General features: G+C 46.5%; 18 protein-coding genes. 12 read left to right on the top strand and 6 right to left on the bottom strand.

The window, feature by feature from the left end; translation table 11 throughout:
- Positions 1-475: 475 nt before the first annotated feature.
- The 6 genes from MUCPA_RS29405 to MUCPA_RS29430 all read right to left on the bottom strand — a co-directional run bounded on the left by MUCPA_RS29405 (position 476) and on the right by MUCPA_RS29430 (position 7602).
- Positions 476-1687, bottom strand: coding sequence for an acetate/propionate family kinase (locus tag MUCPA_RS29405; RefSeq protein ID WP_008511501.1), 1212 nt, complete (start codon positions 1685-1687; stop codon positions 476-478).
- Complete coding sequence (pta, locus tag MUCPA_RS29410) at positions 1684-3813, bottom strand: phosphate acetyltransferase (RefSeq protein ID WP_008511502.1); 2130 nt, start codon at positions 3811-3813, stop codon at positions 1684-1686. The genes MUCPA_RS29405 and pta overlap by 4 nt, the downstream gene beginning before the upstream one ends.
- Positions 3806-4228 (bottom strand): hypothetical protein, encoded by a 423-nt coding sequence (locus MUCPA_RS29415; protein WP_008511503.1) that lies wholly within the window; start codon positions 4226-4228, stop codon positions 3806-3808. The genes pta and MUCPA_RS29415 overlap by 8 nt, the downstream gene beginning before the upstream one ends.
- A gap of 389 nt (positions 4229-4617) precedes the next feature.
- Entirely contained in the window at positions 4618-4983 is a 366-nt protein-coding gene (locus tag MUCPA_RS36735; RefSeq protein WP_008511504.1) for an NINE protein, read from the bottom strand.
- Positions 4984-5747: 764 nt separating this feature from the next.
- A complete protein-coding gene (locus MUCPA_RS29425; RefSeq protein WP_008504193.1) occupies positions 5748-6980 on the bottom strand; it encodes an IS256 family transposase in 1233 nt (410 codons plus the stop codon).
- Positions 6981-7056: 76 nt separating this feature from the next.
- Positions 7057-7602, bottom strand: coding sequence for a hypothetical protein (locus tag MUCPA_RS29430; protein ID WP_008511505.1), 546 nt, complete (start codon positions 7600-7602; stop codon positions 7057-7059).
- A 112-nt stretch (positions 7603-7714) separates the two neighbouring features.
- Here MUCPA_RS29430 and MUCPA_RS36505 point away from each other — a divergent pair, with 112 nt between their 5' ends.
- The 12 genes from MUCPA_RS36505 to MUCPA_RS29490 all read left to right on the top strand — a co-directional run bounded on the left by MUCPA_RS36505 (position 7715) and on the right by MUCPA_RS29490 (position 18276).
- Positions 7715-8338: a DUF6046 domain-containing protein gene (locus tag MUCPA_RS36505; RefSeq protein ID WP_008511506.1), complete on the top strand. Its 624-nt coding sequence runs from the start codon at positions 7715-7717 to the stop codon at positions 8336-8338.
- Positions 8338-9561: a hypothetical protein gene (locus MUCPA_RS29440; RefSeq protein WP_008511507.1), complete on the top strand. Its 1224-nt coding sequence runs from the start codon at positions 8338-8340 to the stop codon at positions 9559-9561. The genes MUCPA_RS36505 and MUCPA_RS29440 overlap by 1 nt, the downstream gene beginning before the upstream one ends.
- Before the next feature lie 211 nt (positions 9562-9772).
- Positions 9773-10288 carry a hypothetical protein gene (locus tag MUCPA_RS29445; RefSeq protein WP_008511508.1) on the top strand — a complete coding sequence of 172 codons (516 nt, stop codon included), beginning with the start codon at positions 9773-9775 and terminating at the stop codon, positions 10286-10288.
- Positions 10278-10592, top strand: a complete 315-nt coding sequence (locus tag MUCPA_RS29450; RefSeq protein WP_008511510.1) for a hypothetical protein — start codon at positions 10278-10280, stop codon at positions 10590-10592. Before MUCPA_RS29445 ends, MUCPA_RS29450 begins: the two co-directional genes overlap by 11 nt.
- The gene (locus MUCPA_RS29455) at positions 10589-11194 is read left to right on the top strand and encodes a hypothetical protein (protein WP_008511512.1); all 606 of its coding nucleotides are present in this window, start codon (positions 10589-10591) and stop codon (positions 11192-11194) included. Before MUCPA_RS29450 ends, MUCPA_RS29455 begins: the two co-directional genes overlap by 4 nt.
- On the top strand, positions 11191-12540 hold the full coding sequence (locus MUCPA_RS29460) for a hypothetical protein (RefSeq protein WP_008511514.1): 1350 nt from the start codon (positions 11191-11193) through the stop codon (positions 12538-12540). Before MUCPA_RS29455 ends, MUCPA_RS29460 begins: the two co-directional genes overlap by 4 nt.
- A 1-nt stretch (position 12541) precedes the next feature.
- A complete protein-coding gene (locus MUCPA_RS29465; RefSeq protein ID WP_008511516.1) occupies positions 12542-16177 on the top strand; it encodes a beta strand repeat-containing protein in 3636 nt (1211 codons plus the stop codon).
- Between the two features lie 2 nt (positions 16178-16179).
- Positions 16180-16461 (top strand): hypothetical protein, encoded by a 282-nt coding sequence (locus tag MUCPA_RS29470; protein WP_008511518.1) that lies wholly within the window; start codon positions 16180-16182, stop codon positions 16459-16461.
- 8 nt (positions 16462-16469) lie between these two features.
- Positions 16470-16778 (top strand): hypothetical protein, encoded by a 309-nt coding sequence (locus MUCPA_RS29475; protein WP_008511520.1) that lies wholly within the window; start codon positions 16470-16472, stop codon positions 16776-16778.
- 22 nt (positions 16779-16800) lie between these two features.
- Positions 16801-17136 carry a hypothetical protein gene (locus tag MUCPA_RS29480; protein ID WP_008511521.1) on the top strand — a complete coding sequence of 112 codons (336 nt, stop codon included), beginning with the start codon at positions 16801-16803 and terminating at the stop codon, positions 17134-17136.
- A gap of 7 nt (positions 17137-17143) precedes the next feature.
- The gene (locus MUCPA_RS29485; RefSeq protein WP_008511522.1) at positions 17144-17704 is read left to right on the top strand and encodes a glycoside hydrolase family 19 protein; all 561 of its coding nucleotides are present in this window, start codon (positions 17144-17146) and stop codon (positions 17702-17704) included.
- A 95-nt stretch (positions 17705-17799) separates the two neighbouring features.
- Positions 17800-18276 carry a hypothetical protein gene (locus MUCPA_RS29490; RefSeq protein WP_008511523.1) on the top strand — a complete coding sequence of 159 codons (477 nt, stop codon included), beginning with the start codon at positions 17800-17802 and terminating at the stop codon, positions 18274-18276.
- Positions 18277-18353 lie beyond the last annotated feature (77 nt).

Below are 18353 nucleotides of genomic sequence, written 5' to 3' on the forward strand. Positions count from 1 at the left end.
GCTCGAATAATGACTGCAATTTTGCAGTTCCGATTCTTGCTCTAAAAAAATTTTATCCCTTTTTTTTCTAAAGTTGACGGCTATGCTCTCAAGAGGGGAGCTTTTTATTTCGTTAAAAAAAAGGGAATAAAAATTCTGCAACCCCCGCCCTTGGCAGTCTGGGGGCGCAGAATATGATGGATGAAGCCAGTTAAATACTGTATGCCGCGTTAGCGATTGCAGTGGAAAGCCCGCAATGCAGCGCAGCGAAATGAGGACTTGTAACGGAAAGCGCGGCACGGAGGGAAACGCCCCTTGCTGGTTATTGGTTATTAGTTATTAGGTTATTGAGTTATTGGTTATTGGGTTATTGAGTTGGTTAACTATATGATGCATAGTGGAAGGTGTGACTTGGCGCATAGATTAGCCTTACGCCAATAACCCAATAACCCAGTAACCCAATAACCAGTAACTCAATAACCCAATAACCAATAACTCAGCAACAAACCACGTTCTGCATCAGTTCGACGCATTGGTTGCTGATTTCGAGCTCTTCGTTGGTGGGGATCACCAGGATTTTGACGCGCGAATCGGCGGTGTTGATTTCGTGGGTGGTTGACCGGCGGATCTCGTTTTCGGCCTCATCTAAGCGGATGCCCAGGTAGTCCATATCGTGGCATACCATTTGGCGTACCAGGGCGGCGTTTTCGCCAACGCCGGCGGTAAATACAATGGCGTCGAGGCCGTTAAGTACGGCTGTGTAGGCTCCTATGTATTTTTTGATGCGGTAGGCATACATATCGTAAGCCAGGCGGGCGTTGGTATCGCCGCTGTCCATCAGGGCTTTAATGTCGCGCATGTCGCTGCAGCCGGTTAGGCCGAGCATGCCGCTTTGTTTGTTGAGCAGGTTGCTGAGCTGATCGCCATCGCAGCCGGTGTTTTGCATCAGGAAGGTGAGTACTGAGGGGTCGATATCGCCGCAGCGGGTGCCCATAATGAGGCCGTCGAGCGGGGTGAGGCCCATGCTGGTGTCAATACATTTTCCGTCTTTCACGGCCGACATACTGCAGCCGTTGCCCAGGTGGATGGTGATGATTTTGGCGTCGGGCTTGTTTAAATATTGGGCGGCCTGGCCGCTTACATACTGGTGGCTGATGCCGTGGAAGCCGTACACGCGGATGCCGTAATCGTCGTAATAACTTTGTGGTATGGCGTAGCGGTAAGCCTTTTCGGGCAGGGTTTGGTGGAAAGCGGTATCAAAAACGGCAATGTGTACTGCCTTGGCAAACAGCTTTTGCGCTATCTGGATGCCTTGATAGTGGCCCGGGTTATGGAGCGGTGCCAGCGGGAAGATGCGTTTAATTTCTTCTTTTACGGCATCGGTAATGATGGTTGGCTGGGATAGGTGTTCGCCGCCGTGTACAATGCGGTGGCCCACGGCCTCAATTTCGTCGGGGTTTTGTATTACGCCTATGGCGGCATCGGTTAATAGTTTTTCAATTTCGAGCATGCCGGCTTCGTGGTCGGCCAGGTAAAGGGATAGTTGCACGGTTTGCTCGGCGCCGTTTACATTTACCTTGTGGATAATGGCGGCTGTGGGCTGGCCAATGCGCTCAACCAGGCCGGTACAAACGGGCTGCACGGATGGCATTTTAAAAAACTGGTATTTGATGGAGCTGCTGCCGCTGTTTACTACAAATATATTCATGAGGCTAAGGGTGCTAAGGTGGATGCTGGTTGATTGGCTTGCTGGCTTTGGATGGCGGTGATGATGACGGTGTTAAAAATATCATCAACGGTGCAGCCGCGGCTTAAATCGTTTACGGGTTTGTTAAGGCCCTGCAACATGGGGCCGATGGCCAGGGCGCCGGTTTCGCGCTGTACGGCCTTGTAGGTGTTGTTGCCGGTATTTAAATCGGGAAAAATTAATACGCTGGCCTGGCCGGCAACGGTGGATAGCGGCATTTTTTGCTTGCCCACGGTAGGGTCAACGGCGGCATCGTATTGGATGGGGCCTTCTACCTTCAGGTCGGGCCGTTTGGCTTTGACGATGTTGGTAGCGTTGCGCACCTTATCTACATCTTCGCCCACGCCGGATGTGCCCGACGAGTAGGATAGCATGGCCACGCGTGGCTCAATGCCAAAGCTTTTGCTGGTATCGGCCGATAGGATGGCAATTTCGGCAAGCTCCTCGGCAGTGGGGTTGGGGTTAACGGCGCAATCGCCAAATACGCAAACCCTATCCTCAAGGCACATAAAAAATACGGATGATACGATGGCTGTGCCGGGTTTGGTTTTAATAAACTGCATAGCCGGCCTGATGGTGTGCTGGGTGGTATGGGCCGCGCCGGATACCATGCCATCGGCATCGCCCTTGTACACCATCATGGTGCCGAAGTAGGATACGTCGGTCATTAAATCGCGTGCGGTTTCGAGGGTTACGCCCTTGGCCTTGCGCAGCTCAAACAGGGTTTGGGCGTAGCTGTCAAAAAGCTCACTGGTGGCCGGGTCGATAATTTTAATTTTGCTTAAGTCGAGCTTAAGGCCCAGGCGTTTAACGGCATCGGCCACTTCGCTGGTTTTGCCCAGCAGCACAATGTTGGCGGCTTGCTGATCAATTAAGCGGGCGGCGGCTTTAAGTATACGGTCGTCGTTACCTTCGGGCAGTACGATGGTTTTGATTTGGCGTTTGGCCCAGGTTAGCAGTTGGTACTGAAACATGTGGCTCGTCATGCTGTTGCTTTGGTAGGTTAGTATGCTGGCATCAAGCGCGGGAGCGTTAACAAACTTGTTAAAGGTATCGATAGCCAATAGTATTTTTTTACTGTTATCGGGCGTAATGCGGGCCTTTAGGGCGCCAATTTGCGTGGTAGAATGGAAGGTGCCGCTATTAACCGACATAATGGGCACCACATTGTTTAGCCCCTCAATGAGCCGCATAATAGGCTCTTCGGGTTGTGTGCCCGCGGTGAGCACAATGCCTGCCACCTTGGGGTAACTGGATGATAAGTTGGCCTGTAAGGAGCCGAGGATGATGTCCCCCCGGTCGCCCGGGGTTACAATCAGCACATTATCTTTAATATGGTTTAAAAAGTTGGGCAGCATCATGGCGCCGGTAACAAAGTTATCAACCTGGTTGGCCATGTAATCTTCGCCGAAAAGCATTTTGCCGCCCAGGGCTTCGGCTATATCTTTAATGGTAGGGTTTTTAAGCGAAATATCGGTTGGGATAACCGACAGGATGGTGTCCGCAGGCAACTGCCCGGCCAGCAGGGCCTGGATAATTTCGACCTGATCGGCCTGTACCTTATTGGCTATGAGGCCCAGTACCTGTACATCGTGTTCTTCAAAGTTGTGTAAAAAGCTCAGGCACTCGTTGATGATCTGGGCGCTGGTTTTATCCTCGCCGGATACTACCAGTATGGCGGGGCAGCCTAAGTTTTTGGCAATCAGCAGGTTTAAATCAAACTCAAAGGCGGTGCCATCGCCAATGTAATCGCTGCCCTCTAAAACGGTAAAATCATATTGCTCTTCGAGCCGTTTAAATTTGCTGATGATGGTATCGATCATCTGGCCCTGGTTTTCGCTTTCCAGGTATTGCATGGCTTCCTGGCGGGTAAAGGCGTAGGCATCCTCAAACTTAATGGGCAGTTTAAAATGCTCCAGTATGGTTTGGATGTGTACGTCGTTTTTTTCGGCGGGCGAGGTATTAATAACCGGTTTAAAGTAACCCACCCTTTGTGTTTTGCACAACAGCATGTTTACCAGCCCTATAGTAATTACAGATTTTCCGCTGCAGGGCCCGGCCGAAGCCACAAAAATAGTTTTAGCCATTTTCTTGAATATTTAAGTCAGTATCGTTGTATTTAGTTTGTAGCCTGCTGCACTCAAAAATGGAATTTTTAACCAGGTGGCAATTCACCAGGGCATCATCGAGCCGCAGCTTAAGGCTGGCGTAATTTTCAATCAAATATAAGTTAAAACCCTGTTGTGTTTGCATAATTAAAGGCTCCAGATGATGCAAATAATTCAGCATATCTTTTTTTAAACCGGTATAAGCCGTTTCAATGTCCAGCAACTTTTCTAACTCGCGGGCGCGGGTAGTTTTTACTAAAAGTTTGGCCGTTAACTTTTTTAGGAAATCAATTTCGCCCTCTAAAAAGTCAAGGTCGGTTATCCATTGTTTGCTGATCAGGTAAAGCTCCTGCAGCTCGGTATTCAGTTCGCGGTCCTCAATTGCGGTAGTCATGTCTTTCAGATTTGATAGTCCAAAATTGCCGCAATTAGGGCGTTGGATTATTGATTAGTATCAGAAAGAGAAGTGATGTTGGTCAGGTTTTTGGGAGGGGGGGAGGTGTGTAGTCCATGGTCGATGGTCCATAGTCCATGGAATAAAAAAGGCTATTGCATTTTTACTTTAGATCATGGACAAAAAGAACAATCAAAAAAAGTCCATGGTCGATGGTCCATAGTCCATGGAATAAAATAGGTCTTTGCATTTTTACTTTAGAATGGACTAAAAGAAACTGTATTCAAAACCATGGACCATTGACTATGGACCATGGACTAAAAGAACCATGGACCATCGACTATGGACCATGGACTAAAAGAAGCCATGGACTAAAAAAACTAAACGGGTTACGAGAGCAGCCTGGCTTTTTGGGTGTTGTATTCTTCATCGGTAAGTACGCCGGCCTGGTTTAAATCGAACAGGCTTTTGAGTTGCTCGTGAACGGGTGGGCCTGCGGCAACCGGCGGAGCTGCATGGGGGGCGTTAACATAAATGCTGTTGGTAACCGATGGGCCGCGTTGGTTAAAGAAAATGGCGTTGTACAGGTCGACATCGCCGCCGAGCGAAAATATGTCGATAATCCAGCCGATGCCAAATATACCCGCGGTGAACAGATAGACGATGCCCATGCCGGTTTTGTTGAGATAGAATTTATGGGCGCCAAAAACGCCAAGAAAAAACCATAAAATGTAAGCGGTTGATTTTGATTTCATTGTTTGTTAATTGTAATTAATAGTTGGTTGTGATTCAAAGATATTATTTTTTATGAATTTTGGAAATAGGAAAATACAAACCATCGTCATTGCGAGGAGGTACGACGAAGCAATCTCTAAGCTATACAGGGCGAATTGGCCTTTATAAAGATTGCTTTGTGCCTGCGGTGAAGTTTTACGTTTGATTTTGTGTACGCGGGAAGGTTAAGCATGGCTTAGAAACGCCTTCCTGCACCTTCCCGTGGGGAAGGAATCGCGCGGGGCCGCCGCTTTTTTTGATGGTGTGCAGGGACTTGTTTTTTAGTGTTTTATAAAACTATGTCATCTCCGGAGGCAGATCTTCTGCGCATGCCAGATGGGCTGTATTGATTACAACGGAGTGCCTGGCGATGAGAGTTTTGACAACTTTTAAAAAGTTGTCAAAACTGGTTGGAGAAGGATGATATAGCGCATACTTATCGCTCGTAAAAGTTCCCTCGTACCTCGGGATGACAGGGTTTGGAGGCGTTGATGAGGATATTTATCCGCGAAACTCTCAACTATGTCATTTCGACTGGAAGGAAAAACCTTTTGCATGCGACGGGTATGCTGGAGACTTGTCGCTCGTAAAAGTTACCTCGTACCTCGGGATGACACGGTGTGGGAGGCCTTGGTTAACCCAAACCAGGGGAGTGTAAACTAAACTGTGTCAACTAAAAATAAACTTGTTATTGTTTAAGATGTTGAAATGTGGGAAACTCCTTCAGTTTCCCACATTTCAACATCTATCCGTTATTTAGGTGACCAGCTATCCTATCGCCAAACATAATGTAAAGTTGAGATAAAGTCAAACTCCAGTTGTGCATTGGCATTGTCCATTTCTCAGAGATATTCTGGACTACCAGATATACCAGCTTTAACAAGGCTGTATCTGATGTGAATGCGCCCTTTGTTTTAGTTACTTTGCGTACCTGGCGGTGAAAGCCCTCAACCGCGTTAGTTGTGTAGATCACTCTGCGAATGTGTGCATCATACTTAAAAAAAGTTGACAGGTTTTCCCAGTTATTGTACCACGACCCGACCGGAACCGGATACTTTTTAGCCCATTTTTCATCCAGGGAAATCAGATTTTCGTAGCCCTGTTCTTTATTAATGGCTTGGTAAACCGGCTTAAGATCAGCCATGAATTTCTTCTTGTCTTTCTCGGCAATATAGCGCAAGCTATTACGGATCTGATGAACAACGCAGGTCTGTATCTCCGTTTTTGGAAAGATGGCTGCTATGGCCTCGGGAAAGCCTTTTAAACCATCTATGCATGCAATTAGCATATCCTGCAAACCACGGTTCTTTAGATCGGTCAAAACCGATAGCCAGAACTTAGCGCCTTCGCTTTCTGATAAATACATGCCTAACAGATCCTTTTGCCCACGAAGGGAAACACCAAGAATATTGTAAACAGCCCTGGTAATTACGCCGTTGCCTTCACGTACTTTATAGTGCATACAGTCCAGGTATACAAATGCATAAACCGATTCCAGTGGCCGCTGCCGCCATTCGTTCATGGCTGGGATAACTTTGTCTGTAATAGAGGATAAGGTAGTTGCAGAGATATCCATTTGATATATTTCCATGATATGTTTGGAAATATCCCGTGTGCTCAGGCCAAGCCCATACAAGCCGATTACCTTCTCTTCCAGTTCTTCGGTTATAATCACTTGTCGCTTTGGTAACACTACAGGTTCAAAGCTGCCAGACCGGTCCCGGTTGCTTTGCAGATCAAATTCGCCCGAAAGGCTCTTAACTCGTTTCGTGATTTTACCATTAAGGCGATTGGATAAGCCTGCGGCTTTTTCTTCCTGTAGATGGGTTTCTAGCTCGCCCTCAAGCGCTGCTTCTAAAAAATGTTTCAGTAAAGGCGCAAAGATGCCCTTTTCTCCGTTAAGGGGTTTACCAGCGTACATCCCCTTGATCGCCTCTCGTTTGAAACTTTCAAAATCGAAATTGTTGTTTTTGTTCATTCTACTATGTCTAAGTTAAAAATTCTATCCAAATTTTTAACTGACACAGTTCATTTTACAGTCTCCAAACCAGTGGTTAGTATTTTCTAACCATTAGTAGTTGCTCTTTGTATACCAAGCCATAGCCTTCGTCGCTTGTTGCATAGTCTTTTCCTGAGCCTCTTTCAACTTCAAACTCTCGGCTATTTTGGCTGCCCGCAACTGCAAGGTTATCCAAATCGTTAAATGAGCCATCAGGGCTATTGTTACACCAAAATAATCCATTAATGCCAATAAAATCATAACTGCCAATACGAATGTCTTTTTGATTCATGATGGCCTGGGTTATTTTAAAGATCGTTTTTAATTGCGCAGTGGTAGAAAGACGCCAGCCTTGTTTTAAATTGTAAATACTGTCAATTTTAAATTTGGCTTTAGGCCAGTTATACTCAATGCTATTAAAGTAGTCCAAACTTTGAATTTCTCCATCAGATGTTCTGGTTGTCAATTTTTCATGTTTGCCTACATACATAATTTCGTACCCGTGGCCAGGGATTGTATCAACCCTTGCTATTTGCTGTTTTACCTGGGCTCTTAATAACGATGGTAAAATAAGCAGGGCAATTAATAATAATCTTTTCATTTGGTTGATTAAAAAAAACAAATATATTATTTTTTATAACATAACAGTTTTAACAAAGTAATTGTAGCACACATCTCCATTATCATTTGCCGATGTCATCATATTTGTATATATGAGCGATCAAATCATCATTCCAACAACTCAAATTGCGCTTGGAATTAAAAGTGCTGAATTTTTGACACGGCGTATGATAATGCAGAAAATAACGCCTTTTGAGTCGCAGCAGGAGGGCTTTAACACAGGTACAGGCAAAGGTTTTGATAAGCCGTTAACGACCCGATCCTCATTAGGTACCCCTGTGTTTGTAGATCTGACATTTAAAGAAGGCGATTACACCAATGAGATTGGCAGCCAAATTACTTTTAATTTACTTAAATTTGACACCATCCTCATCTCCATCAATCAATCCAAAAATATCGTAAAAACACAAATTCAAGGCCGCAGCGGTACCATTAAAGAATATATCGGTATGGGCGATTATGCAATTACAATTAACGGAATCATCCCTGGCACCAATGGCCGGTATCCGCTCCAAGATGTTGAACATCTCAAAACCATTCTTGTTTCCCCAAACGCTTTAACTGTTACAAGTTCTTATCTGCAAATGTTCGATATCAATTCCATCGTTGTCGACAGTTTCGACATTAAACAGCAAGAAGGCGGTTATTCATACCAACCCTTCACCATTAACGCCAGTTCCGACAAGCCCATTATCGCTAACGTAAGCTCTAAGTAATGTACATTGTAAAGTCGCTGATCACCATTCAGCAAATCCCCACGGAGGCCTGGCCGGCGCGTAACAAAACAATTTATTTTGATTTTGTTTGCGATTTTGAGGCCAATGATGGCTGGAAGGATCTTACTAACAAGGGTAAGGTAACACTTCCCAAAAAAGTGAGGTACATTGATGAGAATGGGAAGGAAATCAATTTAGGCAACAAAAATGCCAACATTGGCGGCTTTAGCGATACCCCGCCTACCTTCCTTCGGGGCGATGAGGTTAAAATTGAGGCCGGTTACCAATATAAATCGGGCGACCAGGATTTTGTGCAGACTGCTACTTACTTTAAGGGTTTCATCAGCAAGGTAAGCAGCAAAAAGCCCTTTACTTTGGAGTGTGAGGATTTGATGTGGAAGCTGAAGCAAACTGCGGCCAAGGGGGGCGTAAACGGGGTGTTCGCGTCGTCTAAATACAGTGTGGAGGAGATGCTGAGCGAATTGTTTAAGAATGGAAAACTGCCTTATACCGTGAACGATATAAGCAAAACCCAAGTGGAACTGGGGATTGATTTCAGGGTGGATAACGAAAGTATTGGCCAGGTACTGGAACGGCTGCGGAAGGACCTTTACCTGAAAAGTTATTTCAGGGGTACGGAATTGCGCTGCGGATCGGTGGTATATCTTGAGAAGGAAACTCAATTGTATAATTTTGTTTTCCAGGAGAATATCATCGACGACGACCTGGAATATCAACGTAAAGAGGATATTATTTTATCGGCCATAGCCACGTCTACCTACAGCACCGGCAAAGACGGCACCACCAGCGATGGGCACCAGAAAACCAAGCAGCAAAAGCTGCAGGTGCTGATTACTTTACAAAAGGATGGTACGTTTAAACGGACGGTGAAGTTGCCGGGCGACAATACCGAGTTCCCCCCGAATAATGAGGGCGAACGCCACGATTTTAACTACAACGGTATTACCGACCCGAAGGTACTGGGTGATCAGGCCGAGGCCGAGCTGATGATTTATTATTACACCGGTTTCAAGGGCACTTTCACCACCTTCGGGATCCCTTTTGTGCGGATGGGGGATGAAGTGGCGCTAACGGACAATGTTTTGCCTGAGCGCAATGGTACTTATAAAGTGAGTAATGTGGAGTATAAGGGGGGCACCGGCGGGTTAAGGCAGGTGATTCATTTGGATTATAAGGTAGATCCGATAGTGAAAAAGGTTTGAGCCCCACCCAACCCTCCCCAAAGGAGAGGGCTTAAAAGAAGTCTCCCCAACCGGGGGAGATTTAGAGGGGGCTCTGTGCGCCCGCCCCGGTAGATAGGGCTTAAAAAAAACGAAAAAAAAAGTCTCCCCAACCGGGGGAGATTTAGAGGGGGCTTTAGAGGAGGTTGATTTTTTATAACTAAACAGTACATCAATTATAAATGCAAAAATAATGAGCGATACCCGAATAATTGATGCCGTGCGGAAGATGGCCGGCACTTATAACAAAGAGCTATCGGTAATGGTGGTGGCCGAGGTGGTGAGCGTGGATATGGCTACCCGCAGCTGCGTTTGCAACCCTTTGAGCGGGGGCGGGTCGAGCTATTTAACCGGGGTGCAGCTGATGGCCGAGGTTGACGACGGCTTTTTGCTGGTGCCAGCTATTGGCAGCGCCGTAATTGTGTGCTACTCGCCCCGCAGTGTGCCGTACATTGCCTTATTTAGCGCCATAGAAAAAATCAGTTTATTTACCGCGAGCGGGATACAACTGCAAGGCGGCGAGCTGGGTGGCTTGGTGATAGCCGAAAGCCTGACGGCGCGGCTCAACCTGATAGAAAATGCCTTTAACGCTTTAAATACCAAGGTGAATGCCTTGGCGCCAACGCCGGCCATACCGCCTTTGGCGCAAACCACTACGGCACAAATTGAAAACGAAACGGTAACACACGGAAAATCTAATGGCAGCTAATTTTGATTTGTTTTTGCAGGATAACGATTTGCTGATTGACGCGCAGTCGGGCGATTTTTTGATTGCCGTGAGCGATGATCAGCATATTATGGATAATATAGCGGCCTTCCCCGGCTGGTGGAAAGAAGCCCCTGCCGACGGCGTGGGCGTGTTTGCTTACCAGAATTCGAGCGGGCAGCTCCAGGTGCTGGGCCGCATATTGAAACAGCAGCTCCAGGCCGATGGTTACCAGTGCAATAACCCGGTAATTACCCAATCGCCGGATGGCGAACTGATTATCCAACCTAACGCCATCAAATCATGATACAAACTTATTACGCTTTAAACAACCAAACCCTGTACGATGTATGCCTGGTGACGTACGGCTCGCTCGATCAGCTTTTTAAGCTAATGCAGGATAACGGTTTAGGCAGCATCAACAACCACCCAGTGCAGGGGCAGGCCTTTGTGTGGGATGATACGCTGGTATTTAACGAGCAGGTGCTGATTAGCAACCAGGCGGCCGGTGTAAATTATGCCACGAGGGCATCTGATATGGGCAACCTGCTTTACAACATCCAGGGCAATGGCCTGCCGGTAAGCGGCTCGCCCATTGTTAGTCCGGTTACGCCTGGCAGCGGCACCGGCTCCGCCCTGTACGATTATTACCTGGTATACAATACCGATGTGCGGTGGAGCACCAATGCCGAAGGCCAGCAGGTATTTACCGACGCTTACCTGCAAGGCAAATCAGGCTACGCGGTATATGCGCAGCAGCTTGCCCAGTTTTTTAACGTTAACCAGGATACCGATCTGCATTACGACAGCATAGCAGGTTCGTTCACCTTGTTAATGCCGGGTTTCAGCCTGATTGATCAGTATTACCTGGTTATCTATCCCAATAAATTCAACACAAGCATTCCATGAAAAAACTCATTTACCTCTTGCTCTTGCTGCCATTGCTAAGCCTTGGCCAGGTAAAGCCCGACTTTGTGCGCACGCCCAACGGCGGTAATACCATTGTAGACTGGAACGTTAAATTCAAAACCCTGATTTTGCCTAAATGGGCGCCCGGAGCGCCGCCCCTATACCAGGGCCGCGATACCATTGGCGGGGTGTTTGTATCAACCAATCCGGCGGACAAGCACGTTTACGTGAAGCAGAACGACGGCAACTATACCGCCATTGCCAACCTAAACGATATTGTGGCGATAGACAGTGCAAAGTATATTACCATCACCCACTTTAATACTGCTACCGGTATATCAACACAAAGCCTGCTCAATTTAAAAGCCAACGTTGCCGATAGTATTTCAAAATGGGTTACCAAAACGCAGCTCAATGCGGCAGTTAATTTAAAGGCCAACAATAGTAATACTGTAACTGTAAATGGTAGTTCTCAAACACTGGGCAGCAATCCCTCATTTACTACAGTTTCAAGCATTACACCGGGTATAGGGTTTACCAATAATACGCCAATTACCACATCCGGAACTTTAAATGTAGATACGGTTAGTGCCATAGCCACAAAATATTACGCAAGTATAGCGTCGCCAAAAATACCTGGTGGAGCAATATCGTCAATACCCGCTATTGGCGATAACCCAGGCACTAACTTAACCTCGTCTGCATGGATTATATCGGAGTTTTACAAGTCTAAAGTACCAACGGCAACATTGACAGGAGGTTCATTGTCGGAGTATAGCACAGCCAGCAAAACGCATAATCTGGCCTGGAGTTACGGGCGACAGGATGTTACCCAGCCTATTGCCTCAGCTGTTATTAATCCGGGTAGTTTTAATGTATTTGGCACTCAGCCAGCGGCCCCCGGCACGGTTAGCGGAAGCCAGTCTGTAACTACCTCCGCCAATACCAACACCACTTATACCATTACGGTAAACACAACGGATAGCAAAACGGCCACGGCCACAACAACCGATACCTGGGCACCGGGGATATATTACGGCAGATGCGCCGGAACTGCGCCAACACAGGCCGAAGTATTAGCTGTAGCTGGTGGCGCTAAAAGCATAGCTACCGGCCACGCGGGTACATGGGTAGTTACGGCATCGGGCAGTAATCATCCGTTCATCGCTATTAATTCAACCCAGGGCAATATCACGCTGATTAAGGATGTCAATAATTTCGATGTAACAAGCAGCTTCCCAAGCTCGTCGGTATCGGTAACCAATGTTAACGGGTACACCGCAACCTACACCACTTATACCCTCACCACAGCTACAAGCGCAACTTATACATTCACAACAAACTAAGATGAAAAAATTACTCTATATAATATTTTTATTGTTGCCCTGGGGCCTTGCAACCGCGCAAATTAAGGTGGCTGTACCGTTTATAAAAAACAGCCCGACCGATAACTCAGTAACCGGATATGCCGACCTGCTCAACGGCGGGTATCACATCGTTCCTAATTATCATGGGCGCGATAGTTTAAGCTATGCTGGTTTTACAACAAAATACACAGCCGCGCTTAAATTAGGCATGTTGTGTTATGTTCAGAATGTGGATAGTACTTACAGATGGAGCGGCGCGGCATGGGTACCAGTTAATTCGGGTATTATTTATACTAATGGTTACGGCCTTAACCTTATCGGGAACTCATTCTCTGTAGATACATCCGCCATAACAAGCAAGAGTTATTTCAATACGATAATAGGTACAGCCAACAAATCGGCCTTACTGACAAAATACTCGGCAACAGATACCGTATCAACCTTAGCTACTAAGTACTATGCCCGTACGGCCATCCAACCTTTAAATAATACGTTCACAGGTAATAATACCTTTACCGGGTCGCTAAACGGTAACTTGAACGGTAATGCTTCCAGCGCTACCAATTTGAGCCGGTCGGTAAATGGGAAAATGCTCAACAGCAATATAACCTTAAATCTTGCTTCCGCGGATTTCGCTAACCAGGGAACATCCACAAGTGTTTTGCATGGCAACGCTTCGGGAAATCCGTCATTTGGGGCGGTGGGATTAACAACAGATGTGACAGGTGTATTGCCTATAACAAGTGGTGGTACCGGATCTGCATCGCAAAACTTTGTTGATTTAACCGCTAACCAGTTCGTCGCTGGTAACAAAACCTGGACGGGAACCATGAATTTAGCCGGTACAAATACATTTACCGGCAATGCTTCAATACCAAATACATCGCCTACTTTTACATTGAACAACACAACCTCTGGCAATAGTGCTATTTGGAACTATTCAACAACACTTAATAGCCTAACTCTTAGCAGCCAGGTTAATTCAGTGGGCGGCAAAGGCAACGGTGTTAAATGTACATCGGCAACCGGGCAAAACCTTGCAGCTGCCGAAACGGGGATGCCTTATGGAAATAATATAACGCTTAGTATAAGCACCTGGTTCAAAATAACAACAGATAGGCTATATGCTGATATATTGCAATATGGTGTTGCTACCAGCGGGTCTTTTGCTATACAAATTGCAAACAGTCAAACTTTACATATCAGATACAATAGTACCGGCGGGGATGTTCTACTTCGTTCTACATCTCTAAATGACGGTAATCCTCACCATTTAATAGTTACTTTTAATGGCAACTCGGTATTAGCTTATTTAGATGGAGGCTCGCCACTTGCGCTTACAATCCCGAGTTATAATTTAACTGCTGGTACTGGCTTTGTGCAACAAGTCCCCATAATAGGCACGCAAGATCAGCTTCTAATTTACAACCGTGTATTAACCTCTACCGATGTTGCTCAAATATACAACAGCGGTGCAGGCACTATCAATATACCTACAACAGGGCTTATCCGCAGATATGAATTTGAGGATGGGACAGGTGTAACGGCAACAGATACCAACCCCAGCGGAACAACCTACAATGCAACGCTTAACGGCGGCATGACCTGGGCCGGTGTCGGGAATGGAATTGTGCCATATAATGGCTCGCTACAGTCTGATAATTTTATGACTATTCGCGATGGCGTTTACCAGAACGAGAAGGGGCAATTGTGGTTGGGTGGTACGCTTACGGGTAACCGTATTTACGGGTCGTCTGTAAAGCATATTATAAACAACTTCATCCCATTTATACAAAATTTTGATGGCAGCGTGCTGGTCAGCCCGGCTAACACGTCCGAGAATGCTACCTCGCTAAGCGCGCTCGGTGTTGGCGGTGGCGTGTCAATTGGTTCGACTGCAGCAACAACAATAGCAGCACCAACTAATGGCTTATACGTTCAAGGGAATGCTCAATTTGGAACTACTTCTAATTTAGCGAGTATTAATATTGGAGGAACGTCTTCATCCATTTCTCAAATAGCCAGAATAATTAATGTAACAGGTACTGCTCAAGCAACTGCTAATAATGATGCTCTATATGGATTAGACTTAACAAATCTAAATTTAAGTATAACAGGTGGGACATCAGTTGGACAGACTACTGTCACAAATGCTGGAAGTGGGTACACCAACGGTAGTTATAGTAACGTAACTGTCACAAGTGTAACAGGAGCCGGTACAGGTTTTATTGCAAATGTGATAGTTTCTGGGGGCGTAGTAACACAAATAAACGCTACTTCAGCATCATTACCTAATGCAGGTACTGGTTATGCAGTTGGAGATATATTAACCGTTACAAATACTCAGTTAGGAGGAACAGGAACAGGCCTTACTTTCACAGTGTCAACCACAATATATTCAGGTGTAACTGCTGCTCAATTACGGGTTAATACATTGAGTCCAAATAGCCCTAATGGTGGCAGCTTAGGTTCTCGAGCGAATTATTATGGGGTTGTAGCGGCAGGTATTGTACAAACCAATAACTTAAATAACTTAAATGGAAATATATTAGTAAATGCCAGTTCATCACCCAATGCTACTTTTTTCGGTAGTGGCAACACCTTAATTTCTGCAGGAACTCAAACAGACCCTGGTTATCGTTTAGGAGTGGTTGGTAATATATTAAGTAATGGAACTATTATTGGCAGCTCAGGATTTTCCAGGGGGATGTATCTTAATCATAGTCTGCAAGCTAATGCTAATAATGATCTATTAATAGGACTTGATATAGCTAATACTACAAATGTAGGTACTACAGCAATTGCAACATTCGGAACAATAACAGGTGGTTCCGGATACACCAATGGGACTTATAATAACATACCACTAACCGGAGGTACAGGTTCAGGAGCAACCGCTACAATCATTGTTTCTGGTAATGTGGTTACTACAGTCGGTATCGCTATAAGAGGTACAGGATATACAGCAGGAGATATACTTAGTGCTTCAACAACAAATATTGGAGGAGGAACTGGCTCAGGATTCTCTATCCCCATAAGCACAATCGGACTGACCGGCATAAGTTATGTAGGCTTAAAGCAAACAGGCTCGCACCAAATGGTGGGTAGCACAAGCGGCATAGTAACCATACAACCTCAGGCCGCCGCCGGAACCTATAACTTTAACCTGCCAACCACGGCCGGAACGGCTGGCCAGGTACTAACATCCGGCGGAGGCGGTACTAATCCGTTAACCTATACAACATTATCCAATCAAATGGTTTCGGCTCAGGATGCAACCGCGCAAACGGGTCCAGCCAACATTGTTTTATATACAACCGGCGCTTCGGATGCATCTTATTCTATATCGGCTAATTTAAATATTACGGCCATATCGGGCGATGTTATCCAAACCCAGGTAGCTTATACCGACGAAACAAATACGGCCCGTACATTACTATTTTACAACCAGGGAGCCACATCGCCGGGGGTATCTACAACGGGGGTAACCAATTATTCGCCCCTGGCGGAAATACGGTCTAAAGCAGCTACCTCCATAACGGTATCAACGGTGCTCACCACAAGCAGCGGAACCATCACCTATAACAGCCACGCCACCATAACAAAAATCAGATAGCGATGAGAAACTTTAGCATTACACCCAGGGTAGCCACCAATGTGTTAAATACCAAAACATTAGGTACGGCCACCAATATCGATTTAGAAATCAGCCTCGTCATAGGCGATGCATTCGCTACGGGCGAGTACCATTTGTACGACAGTAACAGAACGCAGCTCGATACCGACACAGGTATAACCATCCCCATAGCCGGATGGGCAGGCGAAGAACAGTTTTTATACAACGCCTTTGCCGCAATCATCGGCGTAACCTTAAGCTCAGATACCACACCATCAGCATAAAAAACAATATGGAAAATACCCTACAACCCGGCGAAGAAAACACCATAGTGGTGCCCGACGCCAAAGTAACAGCCCCGACAAAAACCTCGTTCGGGTTTGATCAGTTCAACAAGGTAACGCCCGAAGCGGCCCGCAATTTTTTCGATATGTACTTCATCATCAGCAAGGCTGTGGTAGGCTGGTTGGCGGCGGTACACATCCTGAGCACCCGGAGCGAGTTTGTGGTGACGGTTACCATCACCCTGCTGCTTGATGTGATTGTGAAGGGCCTTACCAAAATGTTCGGCGTTACGGTTGCCGGTCAGGCCGAGCCATAACCATTTAATTTTTAAAAACATCATGACAGTTACCATCGAAAACAGAACCCTCCACATCGGCTGGCCTGCCGCTGTATCGGTAATGGGTTTAGCCATCAGCATCACCTGGGCGGTGGCCAACTTTACCAACAAAATTACCAACGGCCAGGAAAAAATTAACGGCACGCTGATAGCCTTAGCCAAACGCGACAGTATCCAGGACGCGCACCTGGATAAGCTGGATAAAAACCAGTTAGTTACGCTTAACGCCCTCAAAGGCATCCGCGATACCATCCGTTTTAAAAAGTATACTCGTATCCAGGCCTTTGTTACCGAGCGAGTGGTAAACGGGCATGTTGCATTAACCAAAGTAAGATAACCGCGCCATGAACAAACCCGAATTTTATAACAGCATCAAAAAAACAATCTTTCTAAACGGCCTGAGCCAGCACCAGGTTGATGGGATTGAGGCTATACTAAGCGCCTGCGCGCCTTTAACCGACCACCGGCAGCGCGCCTACGTACTGGCTACCGCCTACCACGAAACCGCCGCCACCATGCGGCCCATCGAAGAGTACGGCAAAGGCAAGGGCCGCGCCTACGGCACCAAGGTCGACCGCAACCGCCGCCCTTATACCACGCCCGACAAGCTTTACTATGGCCGTGGCTACGTACAGCTCACCTGGATTGATAACTACCGCTACTTAGGTAAACTGATAGGACAGGACCTGGTTAATCACCCGGAACTGGCCCTTGATCAGACGGTAGCCGCCAAGATCATGATGGTGGGAATGACTAAAGGGGCCTTTACCGGCGTGAAGCTCGATACCTATTTTAACGCCACCCGCGAAGACTGGGAAAATGCCCGCCGCATTATCAACGGGATTGATTGCGCTGAAAAGATAGCTGCCTATGGCAAGGCTTTCCATGCTGCCTTAACTGCATGAGGAAGCTTAAATTCCTCATCAGGCTGTGGCTTTGGTACCTGTTGGCCTTCAGCCTGATCGAATTAATTATTTCACATCTCACTAACTATTAACGTATGTCAATCATTAGCAAAGTATTATCCGCCCTGGCACATTTGCCGTCGGCGCTGTTCAACGTCATTAAATCACTGGGGCATTCTATCCAAAGCCAATGGGATAACCTGCCCAAAGCAGAGCAAGACGCCGTGATCAACGGATCGAAGGTAGGGGAGCTGCTCAAGCAGTTTTATAAGGACGGCGAAGCCGTAGTGCTGCAAAAAGTAACCGAAGCCACCGGCCTGAGCCCCGATATTGCCACCGCCGCCATCCTGGCTGTTGGTAAAGATCTGGGTATTAACGCCACCACCGTGCAGCAGGTACTGGACCACATCGGCAGCAAGGTTGACGAACTGTTGACCGATACCGGCTGGAATGGCCTATGGTCGAACATCGCCAAATCGCTCGCCGGTTGGTTGAGCACAGGTAGTTTGGATTGGGTGAGTTTATCGATGGGCTTAATGGAATGGGCGTACCGGGCTTTTGTGAAGGCGTGACCACTGATTTGAGGATGATTTTTTTGATTACACTGATTTTTTTGAATGATTGAATGATTGAGTATTTGAAACCGAAT

Source organism: Mucilaginibacter paludis DSM 18603, from assembly GCF_000166195.2.
Classification (GTDB): domain Bacteria; phylum Bacteroidota; class Bacteroidia; order Sphingobacteriales; family Sphingobacteriaceae; genus Mucilaginibacter; species Mucilaginibacter paludis.